Below are 23,245 nucleotides of genomic sequence, written 5' to 3' on the forward strand. Positions count from 1 at the left end.
AGCGGGTGAGGTCACCGAGAACCATATGCTCCGTGCTACTCAAGGCGTCGTCAAATCCATGTCATGCAGGGCGAGCCATTGGTCCGCATGGTCGATGCAGGCTTTGCCCAGGAAGGCGTCGACCTGATCCAGCAGATCGGTTTCGTCCATGATCAGAGGATCAAGCGGCGGGTGCCAATCGAGACGGAAATGAGCGCCCTGGGTTCTTGCCAAGGTGAAAGGCAGGAATCGGGCGTTGCTGCGCCGGGCGAGGCGTAGGGCGATGGAAAGATTTCCCGACGGTTCCACATTTCTGCCGAAGCGCGGGAACCAGACCTGTCGATCTCGCCGTTCGTCCACCAAGATGTAGAGCATCGCCCTGTCCTTTTCCGCAAGGTGACGCAGGATCGATCGGGCGGCGCCGCTGCCGGTGATGGCTTCACCCATATAGCTTTCCCGTGCCCGCTTCAGCATCTTGGCCTGAGCAGGGTCCGAAGGAGGGTCGTAGACGCCGAGGCCGGGACGATCCGTTGACGCTTTCAAATGGGCGGCGAGTAAATCCCAGTTGCCGATATGGGTGGTCAGAAAGATCATGGGGCGGGGCGAGGCCAGCGCTTCCCGATAGGCTGGTTCGTTCGTGATGCTGACATGCTGGTTGTTCACGAGGCGGTCGATATTGGCGAGTTCGGCCATCGTGCGACCGAGATTGAACCAGCGGCGGGTGAGCATGGCCTCGCGGGTAGTTTCGTCCAGGTCCGGGCGCAAGACGGCGAGGTTGGCGCGGGCGCGCTGGTCGCGCACCTTCATGGTCCTGCGTGCGACGTTCGCCGACAGCCAGCCGCCCAGCCATGAGGCGGCGGATGCGGGGAGCAGGCGCAGAAGGGTGAAGAGAAAAGGGTTGGAGAGCATCTTGCCAAGCGTCATACAGCAGCGGTCGAGAGGGTAAAGGGCTTGGATTTACGATGGGTTGGGCCTTTTGGGCGTGGGTGCTGTTGCAGGGGCTGACGCTGCTGGGGGTGCTGAACTACTGGCGGCATCTGCCGGTCGATCGTCAGGAGGAGGCGCCTGATGGCGTGGTCGTGCTGTTGTCCGTGCGGGATGACTGGGACGGCGGGGCGGAATTGATCGCGCGGTTGAAGGCGCAGACGGCTCGGTTTCGGTTGGTGATTGCTTCGAGTGGCTGGTGCGCGGCGGCGGAGGCTTTGGCGGCTCGCGAGGAGGATTGGGTGCAGATCGTCCGCGCGGGTGTCGCGGTGGATGAAGGGCAGAAGGTTCATAAATTGCGGGCGGCTTTGCGGGCTTTGCGGCCGGAGGATCGCTATCTGGTGTTCGTTGACGCGGATATTGAGCCGCCGGTGCGGCTGGTGGGGCGGTTGCTCTTTCCTCTGGTGCGGGGGAAGGCGGATATTGTGACTGGCTATCGCTTGCTGTTGCCCGAGCGAAGTGCGGTGGCCGCGCTGGTGGGGGCGGTGGAGATGCAGTTGGCGACTTTGCCGCGCGCTGCGAGTGCGACCATGCCCTGGGGCGGGGCGATGGCGTTGAGCCGGGAGGTGGCGGAGCGGCTTGATCTGGATGCGGCGCTGGCGGGGCGGTTGTCGGATGACATGGCGATCGGGCTGGCCGGGTGGCGCGCGAAGCTGCGGTTGCGGCCGGTGCGGGATTTGCTGGTGGCTTCGCCCTTGGAGGGGCGGGGGGCGATTGCGTTTGGTGTGCGGCAGTATCGGCATATCGTGACTAACAGCGTGGGGATGTGGTTGGTCGCTATGCTGGTGGTTGGGGTGCAGGCTTTGGGCTGGGTTTGGGCGCTGGGTTGGGGTGGTTTGAGCGCTCTGGCTGTCGGCTACACGGCGGCGGTTGGACGGGCGTTGGTGCGGCGGCAGATTATCGCGGGCGTGGTGGAGCCGGAGCAGGCTCGGACGGCGCGGCGGTCGCTTTGGGGGGATGTGTTGGCGCCGTTTGCGGTGTGCTGGGTGCATTGGGGCATGCAGTTGGCGGCGGCTTGTTCGAGACGGATCAGGTGGGGCGGGTTTGATTATTGGGTGAAGAGTGGGAGGGTAGAGAGGATGGAGAGGAGCAACTGACCGCTAACGACCATTTGTTGACGCTTCGATCACCCAAGAAAACGCATCGAAGCGGCCGTTAATAGGTCCGCAATGCTCCCAGCTACCTGGGCTTGCCTTCCTACAAATACGACATTATCCGCCTAGCGAAATCGGTACCAACCTCACGATACGCTGATTTGGCAGGGGGCTGTTTTGAACAAGTACTGGAAGGCTGCGTTGAGCGGTATTGGTTTGGTTGCTTTCAACGCGCCATTGCCTGCCTTCGCTCAATCCCGCGCGATGAGCACGATTTGGACGATCTTGCCCGCAGCGGAATTGCCTGGGGAGCGATTCATTGCGTCCAACGAATGGGTAATCCAGCAGCGTCTTTTGCCAGAGGGCCTTTTCCGTTTGGAAGGTCCAGCTAGCGTGGCTGGCGGACTCCCGCTTCTGCAAGCTGGAACCCAATTAATCGAAATTAGAGCCGAAGGAGCGACCATCGCGTGCGATGCCGTGGCTAGACGACAGAAGCTTGTAGGGGCAAGCCAGTTTTGCTTAGTGGACTACGACAAAGACGGCGCGTTCGATGGCATTTTCCCTGTAGCTAATATTTCCAAGGGTGGCGGCCTGCCCACTGTGCAAGGCGCGTATCCCAAGAAGGCGAAGGTGATTGAGCCAGTAGCCTATTCGCGCATTGATCCTGCGCAGATCGAATCGAGCTATTTCGTCGGCATTCGCAATGCCGGTAAGGCTACTATTTACGACTGGCAGAACTTTCAGGTTTGCTACGGTAGCGGATCGAAGACTGATTGCCTGAGCGACTATAGTCGAACTTCTGCATCCACCTTTCCGCAATCGTTCAATGTTTTAGGCGCGCAAGTGACTGTTCTCGCACGCGAGGATGGTAAAGTAAGAGTTCGAGTTGACTCCGCCATGCCCTCGCAGCCGTTCGGCATCATCTCGACCACTACTTATCGGATACAATGAGCATCTAATAAAGCGGTGTGAGAAGCGGCGTTGCGTGGCTGCCCACTTTTTAAATGGGGTGCGGCATCAGGGATGGCCTAGATAGGTCCGGCTAACTGAGCGTCCGCTTTAGGCTGCGCTGTAATTATAGCAGATCGTCCGCTAACCGCCCCATTTCGTCATTCCCGCGAAGGCGGGAATCTATCTCGCACAAGCAGGGTCTAGGCCACATGTCGGGAGATGGCTTCCCGTCTTCGCGGAATGACGGGAGGGGGAGAGGTGCGCGTCGCTGAGCATTTCTTGACTTTGCTCGAAACGAACGGGATTAAAACCCCGCCGGAAACAGATGCTTGCCCTGCTCATCCAGCCGCAATACGACCTTCCCTGCCACCGCGCTCAGCGGCAGGTCGGTGTAGAGGTGCGGGAACAGCGCGCCGCCGCGTGACTCTTCCCATTTCAGCGCTTCGCCGAAGGGGGCCAGATCGACCATTAGCATTACCAGATTGTCCTGACCCGCAAAGTGCTTGGCCGCTGTTTCGGCGGCCTGTTCGCGGGTGGACATGTGGATGTAGCCGTCGGCGAGATCGACGGGCGCTCCTTTGAACACGCCGTCGGTCTTTAGCTGGTCATACTGATCCTTGGTCAGGATCTTGTAGGCGAAGAGGTCGGTCACTCTTCGGTGAGGTCCGGGTCGGTTTCGGGGCTGACTTCGGGTGAGGTTTCGAGGCCTGCGGGGGTGCTGACCTCGGTTTCCTCATCGCTTTCCTCGATCTTCGCGGCGCTGACGACATGTTCGTCGTCGGACACGTTGAAGAGGCGCACGCCTGCCGAGTTGCGGCCGATGACGCGCAGCGTGTCGAGGCCCATGCGGATCAGCTTTGCCTGATCGGTGACGAGCATCAGATGATCGCCGTGGCGCGCGGGGAAGCTGGCGACAACCGGGCCGTTGCGGCCGATATTGTCGATGTTGGTGATGCCCTGACCACCACGGCCGGTGCGGCGATAGTCGTAGGCCGAGGACAGCTTGCCGTAGCCATTGGAGCAGACGGTGAGGATGAACTGTTCCTTCGCCTGTAGATCGGCGAAACGCTCCTCGCTCATCTGCGGCGAGCCTTCCTTTTCGGGCTTCCAGGGGGCGAAGCGGAGATAATCGTCGCGCTCTTCCTGATTGGCGCCGGAGCGGTGGAGGATGGAGAGCGAGATGACCTCGTCATCCTTCTTCAGCGTCATGCCGCGCACGCCGGTTGACGTGCGGCTCTGGAATTCGCGGACGTCAGTCGCCTTGAAGCGGATCGCCTTGCCCTGACGGGTGGCGAGAAGGACGTCATCCTCTTCGCTGAGCAGCGCCACGCCGATCAGGCAATCCTCGCTGCCCTCATCGAAGCGCATTGCGATCTTGCCGTTGCTTGGCACGTTGGCGAAGGCGTCCATGCTGTTGCGGCGCACGGTGCCGTTCGCGGTCGCGAACATGACGTGGAGGTCCTTCCAGCTGTCCTCATCCTCTGGCAACGGCAGGACGGTCTGGATCGTTTCGCCGGGGCCGAGCGGCAGCAGGTTCACCATCGGGCGGCCGCGTGTTGCCGGGCCGCCTTCGGGAAGGCGCCAGACCTTCATGCGATAGACCTTGCCCGCCGTGGAGAAGAAGAGGACCGGCGTGTGCGTGGAGGTCACGAACAGTTCGGTGATCGCGTCCTCATCCTTGGTCGCCATGCCGGAGCGGCCCTTGCCGCCGCGCGCCTGGGCGCGGAAGCTTTCGAGCGGGGTGCGCTTGATATAGCCCTGCACGGTGACGGTGACGACCATCTCCTCGCGCTCGATCAGGTCTTCGTCCTCGATACCGTCAGCGGCAGCGGTGATTTCCGAGATGCGCGGGGTGGCGAAGTCGCGTTCGATCGCCTCGAACTCCTCGCGCATCACGGCATAGAGCTTCTGACGGTCGCCGAGGATGGCGAGATATTCAGCGATGGCTGCGGCCAGTTCGGCCAGTTCATTGCCGATTTCGTCGCGACCGAGCGCGGTCAGGCGATGGAGGCGGAGGTCCAGGATGGCGCGGACCTGAATGTCCGACAGGCGGTATGTTTCGCCGCCCGCTTCGGTTTCGATCGCTTCGACCAGCTTCAGGTAGGGCGCGATTTCCGCCACCGGCCAATCGCGGGCGAGCAAGGTTTCGCGCGCCTCGGCGGGGCTGGCCGATCCACGGATGATGCGGACGACTTCGTCGAGGTTGGTGACCGCTATGACGAGACCCAGCAAGATATGCGCGCGATCGCGAGCCTTGTTGAGCTCGTACTTCGTACGGCGGGTGATGACCTCTTCGCGGAAGCGGACGAACGCCTCAATAATGTCGCGGATGTTGAGCAGTTCCGGGCGCCCGCCGCGAATGGCGAGCATGTTGGCCGGGAAGCTCGACTGGGCGGGGGTGTTGCGCCACAGCTGGTTCAGCACGACTTCCGGTGTGGCGTCGCGCTTCAGGTCCATGACGATGCGAACGCCGAGGCGGTTCGATTCGTCGCGAATATCGCTGATGCCCTCGATCCGCTTGTCCTTGGCGGCTTCGGCGATCTTTTCGACCAGGCCATTCTTGCCGACCTGATAGGGAATGGCGGTCAAAACGATGGAGCGGCGGTCGCCGCGCCCTTCCTCGATCACATGGCGCGAGCGCATCATGATGGAGCCACGGCCGGTATGATAGGCGTTGCGGGCGCCGGATTGGCCCAGGATCAGCGGGGCGGTCGGGAAGTCAGGGGCGGGAACGATCTGGATCAGTTCATCGATCGTGATCGCCGGATTATCGATATAGGCGAGGCAGGCGCGGATCACTTCGCCCAGATTATGCGGCGGAATGTTGGTCGCCATGCCGACCGCGATGCCGCCCGCGCCGTTGACAAGCAGGTTGGGGAAGCGGGCGGGCAGGACCTGCGGTTCGCTTTCCGAAGCGTCATAGTTAGGCTGGAAATCGACGGTGTCCTTGTCGAGATCCTCCAAGAGCGCGGTCGTGACCTTGGCAAGGCGCGCTTCGGTGTATCGCATGGCCGCTGGCGGATCGGGGTCCATGGAACCGAAGTTTCCCTGACCATCGATCAGCGGCACGCGCATGGACCAGTCCTGCGTCATGCGCGCCAAGGCGTCATAGATCGCGCTGTCGCCATGCGGGTGATATTTACCGATCACGTCACCGACGATGCGGGCCGACTTGCGGTAGGGCTTGTTGTGCTGGAAGCCCGATTCATGGGCCGAGAAGAGAATGCGGCGATGCACCGGCTTCAACCCGTCGCGCACGTCCGGCAGGGCGCGGGCGACGATGACCGACATGGCATAGTCGAGATAGCTGGCCTTCATCTCATCGACGATGGAGATGGGGCTGATGTCCGAGGGGTCGGCGAGGGCAGTCTCGTCGGTCAATGCGATTCTCTTTTTGGATGGAACTGTTTCGTTGCTCATGCACTAGCGGAGCGAAACAATTCTGTCACCCCTCGCGCGCACGCGCGCTCGCGTCAGATCAAGCTGTAAGAAAGGGCTGACAGGCGGAAAACTGCTGCATATACGATGTTCAAACGTCATTCACGCGCCGCCCCCTAATCGGCGCTTAATCAAGGGCGCCTTTCCCCAAGGCGCAGAGGAGAAGATGATCATGCGTTTTGTATCCCCCGTGGCGCTCGCGCTGACGCTCGCGCTGGCTGGAGGCGCCATTTCCGCGCCCGCGATGGCGGCGAAGAAGGACGAGAAGAAGGGCGGCGCGCCCAAGCTCAACGTCTCTCCCGATGTGATAAAGGCATTGCAGGCAGCGCAGACGGCGGCGGCGAAGAATGACTTTGCCGCAGCCAAGGCGGCGCTGGCCGATGCGGACAGCAAGGCCAAGTCGAACGATGACAAATATCAGATTGGTGCCGTCAAGCTGAATGCGTCCATCGCCGCCAAGGACAGCGCGATGCAGGGCGAAGCGCTGGCGCAGATGCTGGACAGCGGCCTTACCCCGGCGGACCAGGTTGGACAATTCAACGCGGTTGCCGCCGATCAGGCGATGCAGGCGAAGAATTATGATCTGGCGATCCAGCGGGCGCAGGCGGCGGCTCAGGCGGGTTACAAGCCTGAAGCGGTCAACGCGACGCTGGCGCAGGCCTATTTCGGGAAGGCAGGGACGGCCAATCCTTCCGCTGAACCTGCTCGCGGGCTCAATCAGAAAGGCCTTGCTGCCCTGAAAGCCGCAGCCGACGCCACCAAGGCGGCGGGCGGTCAGGTGCCAGCCCAATGGTATCAGATCGGCGTGAGCCGCGCGGCGGCATCGCGCCTGCCCGAAGTGACCGAATGGGCGACATTGGCTTATCAGGCGGCTCCAAACGGCGAGAATCTTCGCACGCTTATCCGCCTGTTCCAGCAATCCAACCCCAACATCACGGCACGCGAGAATCTGGATGTTCTCCGCTTGATGGCTGCATCGGGCGGCCTGGTGGTCGCGGGCGACTTCCTTGAATATGGTGAAATGGCGTCAAAGACCGGCATCTATGGCGAGGTAAAGTCGGCGATCGATCAGGGCCGCGCCAAGGGCGTGCTGAAGGGCACGGCAGGTGCGGACCTGTACCAGACCACAACGCCGAAGATTGCGGGCGACAAGGCATCGCTGGCTTCCGCGGAAGCTGATGCCCGCAAGGCTGCCACTGGCAAGATCGCGGCGGCCACGGCGGACGCCTACCTCGGCTATGGCGATTATGCCAAGGCGGCTGCGATGTTCGACCTCGCCAAGCAGAAGGGCGGCGTCGATGCGGACGAAGTGAATACGCGCATGGGCATCGCCAAGGCACTGGGCGGCGATGTCGCTTCGGCCAAGGCGGCTTTCCAGTCGGTTCAGGCCGGGACGCGCAAGAAGATAGCCGATCTCTGGCTGGCCTATCTCGCCACCAAGGCCTGATTTGAAACAGGGTGCGCCTATCGGGTGATGGGCGCACCTTCTTTCCTATCATCGATATAACAGGGACCTGCGCCAGATGGCGCATGATATAAAGGGGACGGCCGACATGATCGCGCTGCGACAATCCATGCTGAAATCAGGCCTTCTTGCGATCACCGCCGTTGCGGCTTTTTCAACGCCGGCGGCGGCGAAAAAGGAGTCGGCCGGTGGGCCGGTCATCGTCATGAGCGAAGGGTTTCGTGCAGCGGCTCAAGCAGCCGACAGCGCGATCAAGGCAGGTGACGTCAATACGGCTCAGGCGCAGATCAGCGGCTTGATGCCGACGAGCGATTATGAGGCCTATGCAGCGGCAGGGCTGCGGTTCGAGCTGGCCGTGCTCAGGCAGAATTTCCAGGCGCAGCGGATCGCGTTGACGGACATGTTCAAGACCAATTCCGTGCCCAAGGAGGATGCGCCGCGATTGCGCTACGTCGCGGGCTATCTGTCCTATGTGGTTGGCAATTATGACGATGCGTTCGCGCAGCTCGATTATGCCCAGACGCTGGGTTATGACGGGATCGACGCGACGATGCTGCGCGCCGACATCTACCTTCGCAAGAACAAAGCCAAGGAAGCGCGCCCCTTCGTGCAGAATGCGCTAGCCCGGCAGCGGGCGTCAGGGCAAGCCATTCCGGCGGCCTGGTATGATCGGGCGATTTCGCTTGCCTATGCGGCCGGGGATTGGGCGGAGGTTGGTTCGCTCTATCGCGAGCGGCTGACCCATTATGGTTCGGCGGGGGAATGGCGGTCGGCGCTTGCCAACTATCTGACGGCGCCCGGCACCGACGCGCAGTCGCAGTTGGACCTGTATCGTTTGCAGGCGGCGAACGGCGCGATGGCGAGCGAGCGGGACTATCAGGCCTATGCGCAGCTTGCCGAAAAGGCGGGCAATTATGCCGAGGCGAAAGCGATCATCGAAGCGGGGCGTTCGGCGGGCAAGCTGACGACGACGCAGGCCGCGACCGCCAGCCTGATGAAGAGCGTGACGCCAAAGGCCGCCAAGGAAATCGCGGCGCTGCCCGCTGCGGCGAAGAAGGCCGCAGGCGCGAAGGATGGGTCGGCGGCGTTGGCGGTGGCCGACAGCTATTTCTCGCTCAGCCAGTTCCCGCAGGCGGTCGAGATGTACCGGTTGGCCCTGTCGAAGGGTGGGGTTGATCAGGGGAAGGTCAATGCGCGGCTCGGCATAGCTCTCGCGCGTTCGGGCGATCTTGCGGGGGCCAAGACGGCGCTGGCCCAGGTGACGGGTAATTGGGCCAACGTCGCTGGATTCTGGAGCGTTTGGGTCGATCAGCAGAGCCGCAAGACGGCGTTTCAGCCGGTGGCGGCTCCGCCTGCGAGCTAAGCTAAGCGATTGATCCAGGGCCAGCGCGCGACACAGAAGCGCTGCTGGTCTAGTGGCGGCGAGCGATCGCCGCCATCTTGCTAATCAAAGCGGCAGCGGGACGCCCGGCAGGTTCTTCGCCATGCGGATGGTGAGAGAGGTCTTGACGCTCACCACATTTGGCGCGGGCGTTAGTTTCGAGGTGAGAAACTGCTGGAAGCTCTGGAGGTCCTTAGCCACGACCTTCAGGATGAAATCGATCTCACCATTGAGCATGTAGCATTCGCGCACCTCGGGTAGGGTCGCGACATGATCCTCAAAGGCTTTCAGGTCAGCTTCCGCCTGGCTCTTCAGGCTGACCATCGCGAAGACGGTGATGGTGTAGCCCAGCATGGCCGGGTTGACGACGGCGTGATAGGAGTTGATCGCACCGCTTTCCTCAAGCGCGCGGACACGGCGCAGGCAGGGCGGGGCGGTCAATCCGACCTTTCGAGCCAGTTCCACATTGGTCATCCGGCCGTCCTGTTGCAGCTCGCCCAGGATGTGCAGATCGATGTCGTCGATATTCGGGCCAGCCATTCGCCTGATTATTTCCTTTCTCATTTCGTGCCCAACATCATAATAATATTTCAGAGCAATGCAATTGTCCCACTATGCGACGATCCGAAATCGCCACGTCCGCCCCCTTTCCCTAACCGGCGGGAAGGCTTATTCCTGCGGCATGATTTCCTTCCGCGATGAAGTTCTGCGCATCGCTGGAAGTCCTCAAGGGGAATAGAGTGCGCTTCAACGATCTGATGCAGACGGTTCTGGCCGCAGAGAATAGAAGCGGCCTGGGCGCGGTGACGCTGTGGCGTCAGTGCGTCGACCTGCTCGCGCAGAATGATCGCGCGGATCGCGGCACTTTGCCGGATGAGGAACGTGCCGCGCTGCTCGACCGGCTTGCGGCGCTGCAATCCCAATTGTCGGAAACGCAGCGGATCGCCACGGTGGTCGAACTGGGCGGCCGCCTTCGTTCGCCCGCGCTGGTGGAATTTTTCGCCAATGATCGTCCGGCGATCGCGGCGGCGGCGATGTCGCGCGCGCGGCTGCCGGATGACGCGTGGATCGCCCTGCTGCCCCGCCTTACCCCGACCGCGCGCGGTGTGCTGCGTGGTAGGCGAGATTTGGGAACCGGGACGCAGCAGGCGCTGGAAGCATTTGGCGCGGCCGACCTTGTACTGACGAGCGACTTGACGGTGGAACCCGGCGAGCAGGCGGACGACATGCTGCTGACGCCCGCGATGATGGCGCCTGCCGAGCAGTTGCCTCCCTCGGCGGACGTAGAGGAAGCGCCGGTCGAGGAGCCTGCCGATGTTGCGGCGGATGACGTTCCGGTCGGCGATGATCAGATCCGGAACCTTGTGGACCGGATCGAACGCTTTACGAGTGCGCGGCGGGTGCCCGACGTGGTCGTTCCGCGGGCTGACACCGGGCAGGCGGAGGTCGTCAACGCCTTTGCGTTCGAGACTGACGCCACGGGCATGATCATCTGGGTCGATCAGGGGCCGCGCGCGGCGCTGGTGGGGCTGTCGCTGGGTGAGGTGGCTGTTGTTGGGGCGAGCGGGCCGGACGGCAGCGTCGCGGGCGCTTTCATGCGGCGGAGCGGGTTTCAGAATGGGCGCTATACCGTTGTCGGCGGCGCGATGGCCGGGGAATGGCGCCTGTCCGCAACGCCATTCTTTGATCCAAGATCAGGCCGATTCCAGGGCTATCGCGGTCAGGCTCGTCGCCCCTATCTGCATGAAGTCGCCGCCCCGCCACAGGCCGAACCCGTGTCTGTCGCAGGGCTTTCGGCGGACTCGCTGCGTCAGTTGGTGCATGAACTGCGCACGCCGTTGAACGCCATACTGGGCTTTGCGGACATTATCGAGCAGGAGCTGTTTGGGCCGAGCGGGCCGGAATATCGCGAGATGGCGGGAAAGATCGCGCTGGACGCCCGGCATTTGCTGGCGGCGTTCGATGACCTCGACCTGGCCGCCCGCGTATCGCGAGGCGAAGGGGCGGAAGCGCCGAGCGCCGTCGATCCGGCGTTGCTGATCGCGCAGGTTTCCGCCCGGTTCCGCGAGCAGGGCGAAGGCAATGGCGCGCAGATCGACATCAATCTGGCACGGGCACTGCCGATGGTGCGGATCGACCCGGTGCAGGGTGAACGCATGGTGCAGCATCTGATGCGGACTGTCGTTTCCGTTGCGGCGCCGGGGGAAGCGCTAAGCGGGGCTTGCTGGTTCCAGCCGGATGGCGGGCATGGGTGCGTGATGCTGGCGGTCGACAGACCCGCGAGCCTGGACGGGATGGAGGATGAGCGCCTGCTCGACCCCGGCTACACCGCCGATGGCGACTGGGCCGACGGGCCGCTACTGGGCCTTGGCTTTTCATTGCGGCTGATCCGGAGCCTGGCGGCAGGATGCGGCGGCGCGTTGCAGATCGAAGCTGACCGATTCCTGCTTTCGATGCCCGCCATAACATCTGCGGAGGACGCGGCAGGGAGCCTCTGATCCCCGCGCGAAACCCTATCGCAACCATTGAGGGGCTAGGGGAGGGCATGAACGCTTTGCCCCATGACGGCAGTCTGCTGCGCGCGCCGACGCCGTACGAAATGATCACGCTATCCCCCGATTTCGGGACGCGGTTCATGCTGTTCGTTGATACCGAGGAGGAGTTTGACTGGAACGCGCCATTCAGCCGTAACGGTCATGCCGTGACCGCGCTGGCCGGGATGGCGCGCGGCCAAGCCTATTTTCAGGCGGCTGGAGTGAAGCCCATCTATGTCGCCGATTATCCGGTGATCGATAGCGATGCTGCTGCGGGCATGATGGGGCAATGGGTCGCGGACGGTGCGGCCGATGTGGGCGCTCATCTGCATCCCTGGGTCAATCCCCCGCATGTGGAGGAGGTGACGGAGGCGAACAGCTATGCCGGTTTCCTTCCCGAAGCGTTGGAACGGGCCAAGCTGGAAGCGCTGTGCCAGCGCATTGCCGAGCGTTTCGGACAACGCCCCGTCGCCTATCGCGCGGGGCGTTATGGCGTGGGCCATAATAGTGCGCGATTGTTGGAGCAGGCTGGATTTCGTCTGGATAGCTCTGTGCGAAGCCGGTTTGACTATAGCGGCCAGCATGGACCCGATTTTCGCGGCCTGCCGATCAATCCCTATTGGGCCGGGCCGGAACGATCGCTTGTGGAACTGCCGCTTTCGACCGCCTTCACCGGCCTGCTGCGGCGTGGGGGCGATCGGCTTTATGAGCATTTGCGGAATGTCAGCCCCCTGGCATCGGGATTGGCGAGAACGGGCATGTTCAGCCGCATTCCCTTGACGCCGGAAGGCGTGCCGGTGCGTGACGCGATAAGGGCGATCGACGCTCTGATCGAAGAAGGCGCGGCAGTGCTGAGCTTCAGTTTTCATTCGCCGACGCTGGAGCCGGGCCATACGCCCTATGTCCGCGATGCGGCAGATCAGGCGGCCTTTTACCGGTGGTGGGACACGGTTCTGGATCACCTTGCCCGGCGTAATATCGGGACCGCGTCGCTGGATCAATTATTGGCAGCAGTGCCGGTGCCGAGACAGGCTTGCCAAGCGGCGTGATGCTGCTTATCCGGTCGGGCAGGTGGGGCCTGTAGCTCAACGGTTAGAGCTGGCCGCTCATAACGGCTAGGTTGCGGGTTCGAGTCCTGCCGGGCCCACCAATATCTCCTTTCCCGCTATGCTAGTCCGAACGGGGCCGGAACATCGGCACCCACTCATCCATTTCAGCCCTAGGGCAGATGGATGGAGGCGAATGATCATGGGCAAGGGTATATTGCTGTGGCTGATCGGCATTCCGATACCGGTAATCATCATATTGTGGCTGCTGTTCCGGTGATGGCCGATTGACGGGACGCGTTATTCGCCGCTAAGGCGCCTTACGTCGGGGAGTAGCGCAGCCTGGTAGCGCATCTGCTTTGGGAGCAGAGGGTCGCAGGTTCGAATCCTGTCTCCCCGACCACTTTCATGAAATGCCGGTTTTCAACGCCTTAATATAAAATTTTGGTTCCTCGTAGGGCGGCTTAGTATGGCTGCGGCTCGCCTTCGCATCTCTCACATTCCCGCCCTGAACATCTTGCCGCGCGTCAGCGCGTCATTGACGCCATCCGTTCCTTCAAATACCCTGAACAAAATAGGAACGAAAAGGTTGGAGCCGATGGACGGGGCAGAGCGGGACGAAATGCCAAGGCTGGGCGACACTGTGCCCGATCGGGTGGCAGCTCTGGTAAAAGGTGGCATCGGAACTATCCCGGGCGTCGGCTCTATCCTCGCGGAGATAATAGGCCAGTTCATCCCCAATCAGCGCCTCAGCCGGATCGAGGAATATCTTGGGCGGCTTGATGAGCGTCTTAGGGATGTCCAAAGCGGGGGCGATGCGCCACTAACGGCTCCCGAAGCCATCGATTTAATTGAGGAAGGCGGCTTCCAATCTGCGCGGGCGCTATCAAACGACCGACTGGATTATATCGCCCGTGTGGTTTCGGATGGCCTCTCAGGCGACGAACGGAAGCGTATCGAAAGCAAGCGCTTATTGCGTCTCCTCGGGGAGTTGGACGACGATCAAATCATATTGCTGGCGAGTTATCTGCAGAAGAACCGGAGAAACGATGAGTTTCTGGAGAAGCATCACCCGATCATCAGAACACCTTTCGTCTCGCTAGCGGACTCTCAGGACGCGCGCGATACTGCAACCCTTCACCAGATAGCGCGGGACGGATTGAAGCGGCTCGGCCTAATAACTCTCAGCCTGCCTATTCTGAAGCCGGGACAAGTCCCCAAGTTCGACCGTGAGGGGAAGGTCGCCGGAGGGACGCTCATCTTGGCTCCGACAGGCCGACTTCTTCTAAGAGCTATCGGCCTCGCCACCGATGACGATTATTGAAAAGCAGAGAAACGCCCGAGAATAGCCGCAACCTTCGCAAACGCTCCCTAGTTACCCTCGGCCAACCCTCAGGAAAACTTCATTCATCATGTGTAGCCGCGCAGCACTCTCCAGCGCCTTGCGATCCCCGCGCTTCAGACAGCAATGGTGCCCCTCTGCGCTTTACGGTCTTCATGTCTGCGCGTCGCTGAAGTCTTGCACATAGAAAAAGGGCGGACCGTTAGACGGCCCGCCCTCTTAAAAATCTTGCTGACGCGAAGATTATTCGGCGTTTGCAGCGTTCGAAGCAGCGTTCGCGGCGTTGTCAGCAGCGTTAGCGGCATTCGCAGCGTTGTCGGCTGCGTTAGCAGCGTTCTCAACAACGTTTTCGACGACAGCGTTCGAAGCGTTCGCGGTCTCGTTGGCCGGCTTCTCACCGCAAGCGGCGAGGGCCATCAGGCCGGCCGAAGCGAAAACAACAGCGATCTTCTTCATTGTGTACGGCTCCCATAGCATATTGCCGCGTCGGCATATTCGTAACACGCCCGACGCGAGCGACCCGCATTAACGTGTGCGCTGCACAAATCAATGCTTTTCTGCGTCGGTGAAGCGACGGAATCACGCGACGGAATGTTGTCTACTACAGAAGTTCACTTAACCGCTAGCGATTCTGTGGCGCTGGCCATTGCAAAAAGTGTAACCGCCCAGGCGCTGACATTTTGTTGCAATTGAGCGCGATCGACCTTGTCCAAGGTGTCGTCGGCGGTGTGGTGAATGTCGAAATAGCGGGTGCCGTCCTGCTGCAAATCAATGACGGGGACTCCTGCCTTGACCAGCGGTTCGATGTCGGATCCACCTCCTGCCGCCAGACGGCTGGGCGCGATCCCGAGCGGAGAGAGGGTGCTGGCAATTCGATCCGAAAGCGCTTCGTTCCCTGTGGGTAATTTAAAATCGACGCGCCAGACCCGGTCGGCGCCAAAGTCGGACTCCATGGCGACGGCGTGCCTTTCGCTGCCATGTGCCGTGAAATAGGCGCGGCCTCCGTCGCCGCCTACTTCCTCTGCCCCGGCCATCAATATGCGGATGGTGCGACGGAGCTGGCCAGCCTTTGCGGCATGGAGCGCGGCGGCGGTGATGATCCCGCACCCAGAAGCGTCGTCTATCGCTCCGGTGCCCTGATCCCAGCTATCGATATGACAGGCGGCAAGGACGATCCCGGCCGTCGGGTCCGTGCCCGGCAGTTCGGCAATGACATTGCCCGATGGCTGGTCCTTCAGCATTTTTGATGTGAGGGTTAGATGCAGGCGAACCCGCTGCCCTCTGGAGAGGATGCGCGTCAGTTGGTCTGCGTCCACGGTGCTGAGCGCGGCTGCGGGGATCGGCTTCACGCCATCGGCCCACATCTGAATGCCGCTGTGGGGCAGGCGGTGGCTGTCCGTGCCGATCGACCGTATCAGGATGGCAGCTGCACCCTTTTTCGATGCAATGCTTGGCCCCTGCCGACGTGTGGTGCCGAAATGGCTGTAGGAACTGCCATCCTGCGTTGCCGCCATGGCGTGGCTGACGAAGGTGATCTTGCCTTTCAGACTGCCGTCGGGTGCTGCTTGCAGGGCTGAAAGGGTGGGGAAATATATGACTTCGCCTTCGATGCCATTGGCAGAAGTGGACGCGCTATTTCCCAGCGCCGCGAGCGCCAGATTTTGTGGGAAGGGGGAGATGATGCGCGCATCGTCATGGCCGCGGACCCAGGCTGGCATCTTATAGGGTTCGGATCGCACATTGGAGAAGCCGAGCGCCTTGAGCTTCGCCACGGCCCACTCGCGGGCGCGCGCTTCCTGAGGCGTTCCGGCTGGGCGGGGACCGACTTCCGTCGTCAGCCCTTCGATGAAGTCCCAGGCTATGTTGTCCTGCAACGCCGCCTCTCGAATCGCCGTCGTATCCGCAGGCGCGGCGGCGAGGGGAAGGGGGGAGGCGATGCTGCCGAGAAGGAGCGCGGCGAAGGTGCCCGATCGGATTTTCTGCATGGATGAAGGCTTACCCAGCCATCCCGCATTTGCCAATGGCGCCGGGCTTCGCTAACTCCGGCGCGATTTTACCTCATTCGTCCTTCGGAGCGTCTTCAAGCCATGTCCGCCTCCTCGCAATACGCCTTCGTCATGAAGAACATGACCAAGACCTTCCCCGGCGCGCCAAAGCCGGTGCTGAACGGTATCAACCTGCAATTTTATCGCGGTGCCAAGATCGGCATCGTCGGTCCCAACGGCGTCGGTAAATCGACGTTGATCAAGATCATGGCGGGCATCGACACGGATTATAGCGGTGAGGCATGGCCGGGTGAGAACATCACCGTGGGATATCTGGCGCAGGAGCCGCAACTCGACCCCGCCAAGAATGTGCTTGAGAATGTGAAGGACGGCGCGCGGGAAGTCGCGGACAAGCTCGACCGGTTCAACGAGATCAGCATGATCATGGCCGATCCGCCGGAAGACGCCGATTTCGACGCTCTGATGGCCGAGATGGGCGAGTTGCAGGAGCAGATCGACGCGGTCGATGGCTGGACGCTCGACAATCAGCTTGAGATCGCGATGGAGGCCCTGCGCTGCCCGCCGTCGGACTGGTCGGTGGAGAGCCTGTCGGGCGGTGAAAAGCGCCGTATCGCGCTGACCCGCCTGCTGATCCAGAAGCCGGACATTCTGCTGCTCGACGAACCGACCAACCATCTTGACGCGGAGAGCGTGGAGTGGCTGGAAAACCACCTCAAGGAATATGCGGGTGCGGTGCTGATGATCACCCACGATCGCTACTTCCTCGACAATGTCGTGGGTTGGATTCTGGAACTCGATCGCGGAAAATACTTCCCGTACGAGGGCAATTATTCGACCTATCTTGAAAAGAAGTCGAAGCGTCTGGAGCAGGAATCGCGCGAGGAATCGGGCCGCCAGAAGGCGATCAAGGACGAGCTGGAGTGGATCCGGCAGGGGCCGAAGGGGCGCCAGACCAAGTCGAAGGCGCGTATCGCCAAGTTCGAACAACTGGTCGCCAGCCAGGAAAGCCGCACGCCCGGCAAGGCGCAGATCGTTATCCAGGTGCCGGAGCGACTGGGTGGCAAGGTCATCGAGGCGAAGAACATCTCAAAAGCCTATGGCGACAAGCTGCTGTTCGAGGACCTGTCCTTCACTCTGCCGCCCGGCGGCATCGTTGGCGTTATCGGGCCGAACGGTGCGGGTAAGTCCACGCTGTTCCGCATCCTCACTGGTCAGGAGACGCCGGATTTGGGTGAGGTCGACATCGGTTCGACCGTCCGCCTGGGCTATGTCGACCAAAGCCGTGATCATCTGGACCCATCAAAGAACGTCTGGGAAGAAGTGTCGGACGGCCTTGATTATGTGAAGGTCAATGGCCACGACATGTCGACGCGGGCCTATGTCGGCGCCTTCAACTTCAAGGGGCAGGACCAGCAGAAGAATGTCGGCAAGCTGTCTGGCGGTGAGCGCAATCGCGTGCATATGGCCAAGATGCTGAAGAAGGGCGGCAACGTGCTGCTGCTCGACGAACCGACCAACGACCTTGACGTCGAAACGCTGGCTGCGCTGGAAGAGGCGATCGAAAACTTCGCGGGCTGCGCCGTGGTCATCAGCCACGATCGCTTCTTTCTCGATCGCCTTGCCACGCACATTCTTGCTTTCGAAGGCAACAGCCATGTTGAGTGGTTCGAGGGCAACTTCGAAATGTATGAAGAAGACAAGCGGCGGAGGCTGGGTGATGCCGCCGACCGGCCGACCAGCCTGGCTTACAAGAAACTCACGCGCTGACGGAAGTTGTGCGGCGCGTCGGGTGAGGGGTGATTGCATTCAGCGCAACGATATCTTCGCCCTTCGCACTTGCACAATGAAGGTGCGAACCACATATCGGAGAGGCCTTTCAGGCATCCTCTCCTAAAACTTTCAGGCCGGCCCGATTGGGTCGGCCATTTTTTTGGTCGAGGGGCGAGTGAATGGCTCCTTGAATTTGTTTGGGTCACTCAATCGGTTCACATTTGGAAAGCGAGGCCAGCTCACCTGGGCGTTTGTTGCAAACAGCCGAAGGGTCGCGCTTTAAAAGGAAGTAGAGCCCTTCGACAAGCTCAGGGCGAACGGTTTGAGAGGGTAGATCGGCCCTAACAGGTTGACTTTTTTTCGAACGACTTCAAGCCTTCGACAGGCATGTCGGCCACGTCGACGCGGAACACTTGGGCCGCCGGTGGGCCTTCAGCCGCCAAGGCCGTGAACCGTTCTACGGCATCATCGGCGCCTTCGATCACCGCTTCGACGCTGCCGTCCAGACGATTGCGGACCCATCCGGCCAAGCCCAACTCGGTAGCGGTCTGTTTTGCCCAGTTGCGGTAAAACACCCCCTGCACCCGACCAAGGATCATGAGATGCCGGGCGACGACCATCGTCAGTGAACCCGTTTGATCCAGGTCTGGCCGTCTGCCCGCGTTTCCGTGATGAAATTGGGGATCGCCTGCACCAGGTCCGACAGGCGCTTGAAACCGTAATTGCGCACATCGAAGCTGGATCGGTTGCCGACGCGTTGCCCGACTGGTCCCAGCGCGGCGAAGCCTTTCTCATCGCGCTTGGCCGCATCATAGGCTTCTATCAGGAGGCGGATGACTTCATCATCCACCTTCTTGTATTCATTCCTGGCTGGCGCGGCGGCTTTGGTCGAGACGTCGAGCGGCGTCGGTTCCGGCATCGCTTCGGACGCCGATGCCGTCAGAGAGCGGGCTAGCGCGGCTACGTCGATGAAGCGGGTGCAGGCCCGGCGGAAGCCCTCGGGAGTCTTGTCCGAACCGAAGCCATAGACGTCGATCCCTTCCTGACGGATACGCGTCACCAAAGGCGTGAAATCGCTGTCGCTCGACATGAGGCCAAAGCCCGTGACCCGGCCGCCCGCCATCAGGTCCATGGCGTCGATCGTCATCTTCATATCGGTCGCATTCTTCCCCTTGGTGAGGTCGAATTGCTGCTGCGTTTCGATGGCCTGGGTCACAGCCTGCCGCGCCCAGCCCTTTAGCGAAGGCTTGCTCCAATTGCCGTAGGCGCGGCGGATGTTGACTGTTCCCAGCTCTGCGAGAACAGTCAGCACCGGGTCGAAATGGTCGGCGGAGGCGTTGTCTGCGTCGATCAACAGGGCGACATTGCCGCTGGGGATCGCCGAGGGCATCAGGCCGATTCCAGCGCCGCCGGATGGAATTCTCCGGTCACTTCATCCAGCAGATGAAGCTGCCCGTCTGCAATGGCAAAGAATGCGCCGACCAACTTCAATTCGCCATTGCGTTCCTTGGTGCGGACGCAGGGGAAAGTGCGAAGGTTGGCAAGGCTGACCTTGACCCCTTCCTGCTCCATGGCGCGATGCGCGTCGCGGCCGTGATCATCGCCGAAGCGTTCGACGACCTTTTCCCGCGCGCCATCAAGCATGTCGATCCAGTTATGGATGAAGCCCCCTTCTCCGGGAGGGGCGTCCTTCAATTCCTGGCTGAGGGCCGCCTTGCAGCCGCCGCACTTGCCGTGGCCCATGACGACGATTTCGCCGACCTTGAGAACTTGCACGGCGAACTCCAGCGCGGCCGAAACGCCATGATGGCCCGGATTGGTTTCAAAGGGGGGCACGAGCGCGGCCACATTGCGGACCACGAATATTTCGCCGGGGCTGGTGTCGAAGATCTGCGCCGGATCGACTCGGCTGTCGGAGCAGGCGATGACCATGACGCGAGGGCTCTGCCCTTCGCTCAATTCATCCCATCGGCCACGCTGTTGAGTCCAGCCGGTGTTGCGGAAGCGGCGATAGCCTTCGAGCATGTCGGAAAAGTCGGTCATGCCCAAGTCTCTGCCCAACAATCTGGGGGCTGGCAAGAGTGGGCATGCATCGCTATTTGATGGCGCATGACAGACACCGCTCCGCTACCTGTGCAAGCCACTCCGCAACGTGCGCGCAAGCCCGATTGGATCAGGGTGAAGGCGCCGACGAGCCCGGGCTATAACGAAACCCGAAAGCTGATGCGGGAAAAGGGGCTGGCCACGGTCTGCGAAGAGGCGGCTTGCCCGAATATCGGGGAATGCTGGACCAAAAAGCATGCGACCGTGATGATCCTGGGCGACGTGTGCACGCGGGCCTGCGCCTTCTGCAACGTCAAGACCGGCATGCCGCGCAAGGTTGATCCGAACGAGCCGCAGAACCTGGCCGACGCCTGCGCGGAAATGGGGCTGGAGCATATTGTCATCACCTCCGTCGATCGCGACGATCTGCCTGATGGCGGCGCTTCGCAGTTCGTGAAGGTGATCGAAGCGTTGCGGCGGACGACTCCGGATACGACGATCGAGATTTTGACCCCGGACTTCCGGAACAAGCATGAACGCGCAGTCGAGATGATCGTGGCTGCGCGGCCGGATGTCTATAATCACAACCTTGAGACGGTGCCCCGTCTGTATCCGACGATTCGCCCCGGTGCCCGCTACTACGCGTCGCTGCGGTTGCTGGAGACGGTGAAGAAGCTGGACCCGTCGATCTTCACCAAGTCGGGGATCATGCTGGGCCTGGGTGAAGAGCGTCTGGAGGTCCATCAGGTGATGGACGACATGCGTTCGGCCGACATCGATTTCCTGACCATGGGACAATATCTGCAACCTACGCCAAAGCATGCCAAGGTGATGGAGTTCGTGACCCCCGCGGCATTCAATGCCTATGCAGGGATCGCGCGCGCCAAGGGCTTTTTGCAGGTGGCATCGAGCCCGTTGACCCGTTCCAGCTATCATGCGGGCAAGGACTTCGCCGAGATGCGGGCGGCGCGTGAAGCTCAGTTGGCACGGGCAGCGCGCTGAAAACATGCCGAAGCATCACGAAACAAGGCCACTTCCCTACACGCCTGACCAGATGTTCGACCTTGTTTCGAATGTGGCGTCCTATCCTGAATTCCTGCCGTGGATCAGCGCGATACGCGTTCGTCAGGACAGTGATTCGGAGATGGTCGCTGACATGATCGTCGGCTTCAAAGGCATCAAGGAAAGCTTTACGTCGCGCGTGCACAAGCATCGGCCTGATTTCGTGCGCGTGGACTATCTGGAAGGCCCGCTCAAGCATCTGCACAACCTGTGGCGGTTCCGCGATGACGGGAAGGGCGGCGTCCTTGTCGATTTCGAGGTGGAATTTGAGTTCAAGAATCGGCTGTTCGAGATGATCGCCGGGCAAATGTTCGACAAGGCGCTGCGCAAGATGATCGGGGCGTTCGAAACGCGAGCGGCTGAACTTTACGGCGACTCAGGCAGCAGAAGCTCAAGCGCGCAAAGCGCCGCCTGAAGGCGCACGCCGCCCCGGCCGCTATCTTCGAAATGTCGCATATCAGCGACGACCTTGTCCGGGTTGCCGCCGCGTTCGGCGCGGGCGAAAACGACGGTGCCCACCGGTTTTTGCTCTGATCCGCCGCCGGGACCAGCGATGCCCGTGATGGCAACGGCTACATTGGCGTGGCTTTTGGTGAGAGCGCCCTGCGCCATTGCCCAAGCGGTGGCGATGGAAACGGCCCCGAAGGTTTCCAATACATCCTGAGAAACCTTCAGCAGCTCATTCTTCATGTCATTGGAATAGGTGATGAATCCCGCTTCAAAGACCTCCGAAGACCCGGCGATTTCGGTAAGAGCAGCGGACACAAGACCGCCGGTGCAGCTTTCCGCAACGGCGATGGTGCGGCCAGCGCGGCGATTGGCGATGATGACTCGCTCGGCGAGGTCAACCAACGGGGCGGGGAGGATGCGATCTGGCATGGGGTCAGAATAGCGCGGGGAGGGAGATGGTTGCAACGGCTTGTGCAGCGATGCCTTCGCGGCGTCCGGCAAAGCCCAGGCGTTCGGTGGTGGTGGCCTTCACGCTTACCCGGTCAAGGGGGATGGCTAACAGTTCGCTGATGCGCTGGCGCATTGCATCGCGATGGGGGCCGATCTTCGGAGCCTCACAGATGATCGTGACGTCGATATGATCGATGCGGCCGCCCCGGGATGTTACGCGTTCCCCGGCATATTCGAGGAATCGGGAGGATGCCGCACCGCGCCATTGTGGATCTGACGGGGGGAAGTGACTGCCGATGTCCCCTTCGGCAAGAGCGCCGAGCATGGCATCGACGATCGCGTGGATCGCAACATCCGCATCGCTGTGCCCCGCCAGTCCCTTTTCATGGGGGACCTGAACGCCGCAAAGCCAAAGCTCCTCATCCACAGCGAACCGGTGCACATCATAGCCCATGCCGACGCGGGTCGTTCGCTGTGATGCCAGAAGCGCTTCGGCCCGGATGAAATCCTGGGGGTAGGTCAATTTTTCCAGCCTTTCGTCGCCGGGAACCAGAGTGACGTCATGGCCCGCGTGTCGCAGCATCTGGGCATCATCGGTGGCTTCGCGCCCATCGTCCCAATCGCGATGCGCGGCGAGGATGGCGTCGAAGTGAAATGCTTGTGGGGTTTGCACGCGGAACAGCGCTGATCGGTCGACAATGTCGCCTGCGAGGTCGCCCGCTGACCTTACCAATGTGTCAGCAACGGGCAGGGCGGGGATGGCGCCCGGCGCGAAGTCGAGCGCGGCCAGTAGTTGATCGATCATGGAAGCGGACAGGAAAGGGCGGGCAGCATCGTGGATCAACACCCTGTCGGCACCACCGGCGGCAGCGATAGCCTCAAGCCCGGCACGAACCGATCCGCGGCGGCTGTCCGCACCCTGGACGATGGACGTGACCTGATCCTCGTCAATCAGGGATCGGACTGTTTCCTCCTGCCCGGCGCCGACGACCAAGTAGACCGCACCGACTAGCGGATGAGCCGCCAGCGCCTGAACGGAGTGGGCGATGATGGCCTTGCCCCCCAAGTGACGAAATTGCTTGGGTGTATCGCCCCCGGCGCGACTGCCCTGTCCGGCGGCGAGCACCAGCGCGGCGACCCTGTGATTGCTCCTTGTCATCGCAGCGCGTGTAGCGAACGGCGGATCGCTCCGCCAGACGGCTTGCTTGCCGCATCGCCGCTTTTCCGCTAAGGGCTGCCTGTTTTTTAGG

20 protein-coding genes, 2 tRNA genes and 1 pseudogene are annotated in these 23,245 nt (G+C 61.5%); 12 read left to right on the forward strand and 11 right to left on the reverse strand.

Annotation, left to right across the window (positions count from 1 at the left end; all coding sequences use genetic code 11):
* Positions 1-39: 39 nt before the first annotated feature.
* A complete protein-coding gene (locus ACZ5TH_RS04745) occupies positions 40-888 on the reverse strand; it encodes a lysophospholipid acyltransferase family protein (protein ID WP_464795060.1) in 849 nt (282 codons plus the stop codon).
* A 53-nt stretch (positions 889-941) separates the two neighbouring features.
* On the opposite strand from ACZ5TH_RS04745, the gene ACZ5TH_RS04750 reads away from it, so the two are divergent.
* Together ACZ5TH_RS04750 and ACZ5TH_RS04755 are read left to right on the forward strand one after the other, a co-directional pair.
* Complete coding sequence (locus tag ACZ5TH_RS04750; RefSeq protein ID WP_464794786.1) at positions 942-2,060, forward strand: glycosyltransferase; 1,119 nt, start codon at positions 942-944, stop codon at positions 2,058-2,060.
* 174 nt (positions 2,061-2,234) lie between these two features.
* On the forward strand, positions 2,235-3,008 hold the full coding sequence (locus tag ACZ5TH_RS04755) for a hypothetical protein (RefSeq protein ID WP_464794787.1): 774 nt from the start codon (positions 2,235-2,237) through the stop codon (positions 3,006-3,008).
* A 304-nt stretch (positions 3,009-3,312) separates the two neighbouring features.
* Here ACZ5TH_RS04755 and ACZ5TH_RS04760 read toward each other — a convergent pair whose 3' ends face one another.
* Positions 3,313-3,660 carry a DUF952 domain-containing protein gene (locus ACZ5TH_RS04760; protein WP_464794788.1) on the reverse strand — a complete coding sequence of 116 codons (348 nt, stop codon included), beginning with the start codon at positions 3,658-3,660 and terminating at the stop codon, positions 3,313-3,315.
* Positions 3,657-6,389, reverse strand: a complete 2,733-nt coding sequence (gene gyrA, locus ACZ5TH_RS04765) for a DNA gyrase subunit A (RefSeq protein WP_464794789.1) — start codon at positions 6,387-6,389, stop codon at positions 3,657-3,659. Before gyrA ends, ACZ5TH_RS04760 begins: the two co-directional genes overlap by 4 nt.
* 223 nt (positions 6,390-6,612) lie before the next feature.
* Between gyrA and ACZ5TH_RS04770 the strand changes: the two genes are divergently transcribed.
* Together ACZ5TH_RS04770 and ACZ5TH_RS04775 are read left to right on the forward strand one after the other, a co-directional pair.
* Positions 6,613-7,893 (forward strand): hypothetical protein, encoded by a 1,281-nt coding sequence (locus ACZ5TH_RS04770; RefSeq protein ID WP_464794790.1) that lies wholly within the window; start codon positions 6,613-6,615, stop codon positions 7,891-7,893.
* A 127-nt stretch (positions 7,894-8,020) separates the two neighbouring features.
* Entirely contained in the window at positions 8,021-9,274 is a 1,254-nt protein-coding gene (locus tag ACZ5TH_RS04775) for a tetratricopeptide repeat protein (RefSeq protein ID WP_464795061.1), read from the forward strand.
* Between the two features lie 84 nt (positions 9,275-9,358).
* Here ACZ5TH_RS04775 and ACZ5TH_RS04780 read toward each other — a convergent pair whose 3' ends face one another.
* A complete protein-coding gene (locus ACZ5TH_RS04780) occupies positions 9,359-9,832 on the reverse strand; it encodes an Lrp/AsnC family transcriptional regulator (protein ID WP_449472300.1) in 474 nt (157 codons plus the stop codon).
* Between the two features lie 200 nt (positions 9,833-10,032).
* On the opposite strand from ACZ5TH_RS04780, the gene ACZ5TH_RS04785 reads away from it, so the two are divergent.
* The 5 genes from ACZ5TH_RS04785 (at position 10,033) to ACZ5TH_RS04805 (ending at position 14,196) form a co-directional block, all read left to right on the forward strand.
* Complete coding sequence (locus ACZ5TH_RS04785) at positions 10,033-11,790, forward strand: sensor histidine kinase (protein ID WP_464794791.1); 1,758 nt, start codon at positions 10,033-10,035, stop codon at positions 11,788-11,790.
* Positions 11,791-11,837: 47 nt separating this feature from the next.
* Complete coding sequence (locus ACZ5TH_RS04790) at positions 11,838-12,875, forward strand: polysaccharide deacetylase family protein (RefSeq protein WP_464794792.1); 1,038 nt, start codon at positions 11,838-11,840, stop codon at positions 12,873-12,875.
* Positions 12,876-12,900: 25 nt separating this feature from the next.
* Positions 12,901-12,976: transfer RNA gene (locus ACZ5TH_RS04795), tRNA-Ile, on the forward strand.
* A 222-nt stretch (positions 12,977-13,198) separates the two neighbouring features.
* Positions 13,199-13,275: transfer RNA gene (locus ACZ5TH_RS04800), tRNA-Pro, on the forward strand.
* 195 nt (positions 13,276-13,470) lie between these two features.
* Positions 13,471-14,196: a hypothetical protein gene (locus tag ACZ5TH_RS04805; RefSeq protein ID WP_464794793.1), complete on the forward strand. Its 726-nt coding sequence runs from the start codon at positions 13,471-13,473 to the stop codon at positions 14,194-14,196.
* Positions 14,197-14,457: 261 nt separating this feature from the next.
* On the opposite strand, the gene ACZ5TH_RS04810 is transcribed toward ACZ5TH_RS04805, so the two are convergent.
* Both ACZ5TH_RS04810 and ACZ5TH_RS04815 read right to left on the reverse strand, forming a co-directional pair.
* Positions 14,458-14,670, reverse strand: a complete 213-nt coding sequence (locus ACZ5TH_RS04810) for a hypothetical protein (RefSeq protein ID WP_066523849.1) — start codon at positions 14,668-14,670, stop codon at positions 14,458-14,460.
* Between the two features lie 155 nt (positions 14,671-14,825).
* Entirely contained in the window at positions 14,826-16,199 is a 1,374-nt protein-coding gene (locus ACZ5TH_RS04815; protein WP_464794794.1) for a M28 family peptidase, read from the reverse strand.
* A 102-nt stretch (positions 16,200-16,301) separates the two neighbouring features.
* On the opposite strand from ACZ5TH_RS04815, the gene ettA reads away from it, so the two are divergent.
* The gene (gene ettA / locus ACZ5TH_RS04820) at positions 16,302-17,987 is read left to right on the forward strand and encodes an energy-dependent translational throttle protein EttA (RefSeq protein WP_449472309.1); all 1,686 of its coding nucleotides are present in this window, start codon (positions 16,302-16,304) and stop codon (positions 17,985-17,987) included.
* Positions 17,988-18,331: 344 nt separating this feature from the next.
* Here ettA and ACZ5TH_RS04825 read toward each other — a convergent pair whose 3' ends face one another.
* The 3 genes from ACZ5TH_RS04825 to ACZ5TH_RS04835 are packed head-to-tail and all read right to left on the reverse strand — an operon-like array spanning position 18,332 to position 20,033.
* Positions 18,332-18,610 carry an acylphosphatase gene (locus ACZ5TH_RS04825; protein ID WP_464794795.1) on the reverse strand — a complete coding sequence of 93 codons (279 nt, stop codon included), beginning with the start codon at positions 18,608-18,610 and terminating at the stop codon, positions 18,332-18,334.
* A 2-nt stretch (positions 18,611-18,612) separates the two neighbouring features.
* Positions 18,613-19,380: an NYN domain-containing protein gene (locus tag ACZ5TH_RS04830; RefSeq protein WP_460988064.1), complete on the reverse strand. Its 768-nt coding sequence runs from the start codon at positions 19,378-19,380 to the stop codon at positions 18,613-18,615.
* Positions 19,380-20,033 (reverse strand): carbonic anhydrase, encoded by a 654-nt coding sequence (locus ACZ5TH_RS04835; RefSeq protein ID WP_464794796.1) that lies wholly within the window; start codon positions 20,031-20,033, stop codon positions 19,380-19,382. Before ACZ5TH_RS04835 ends, ACZ5TH_RS04830 begins: the two co-directional genes overlap by 1 nt.
* 44 nt (positions 20,034-20,077) lie before the next feature.
* On the opposite strand from ACZ5TH_RS04835, the pseudogene lipA reads away from it, so the two are divergent.
* Both lipA and ACZ5TH_RS04845 read left to right on the forward strand, forming a co-directional pair.
* Positions 20,078-21,035: pseudogene (gene lipA, locus ACZ5TH_RS04840) on the forward strand (lipoyl synthase).
* A gap of 4 nt (positions 21,036-21,039) precedes the next feature.
* Complete coding sequence (locus ACZ5TH_RS04845) at positions 21,040-21,510, forward strand: type II toxin-antitoxin system RatA family toxin (RefSeq protein WP_464794797.1); 471 nt, start codon at positions 21,040-21,042, stop codon at positions 21,508-21,510.
* Here the strand turns inward: ACZ5TH_RS04845 and ACZ5TH_RS04850 are convergent.
* A complete protein-coding gene (locus ACZ5TH_RS04850; RefSeq protein WP_196226101.1) occupies positions 21,462-21,974 on the reverse strand; it encodes a CinA family protein in 513 nt (170 codons plus the stop codon). The two genes, ACZ5TH_RS04845 and ACZ5TH_RS04850, sit on opposite strands and share 49 nt — an antisense overlap.
* A gap of 4 nt (positions 21,975-21,978) precedes the next feature.
* On the reverse strand, positions 21,979-23,154 hold the full coding sequence (locus ACZ5TH_RS04855; protein ID WP_464794798.1) for a bifunctional 2-C-methyl-D-erythritol 4-phosphate cytidylyltransferase/2-C-methyl-D-erythritol 2,4-cyclodiphosphate synthase: 1,176 nt from the start codon (positions 23,152-23,154) through the stop codon (positions 21,979-21,981).
* Positions 23,155-23,245 lie beyond the last annotated feature (91 nt).

Source organism: Sphingobium sp. TomTYG73, from assembly GCF_055394245.1.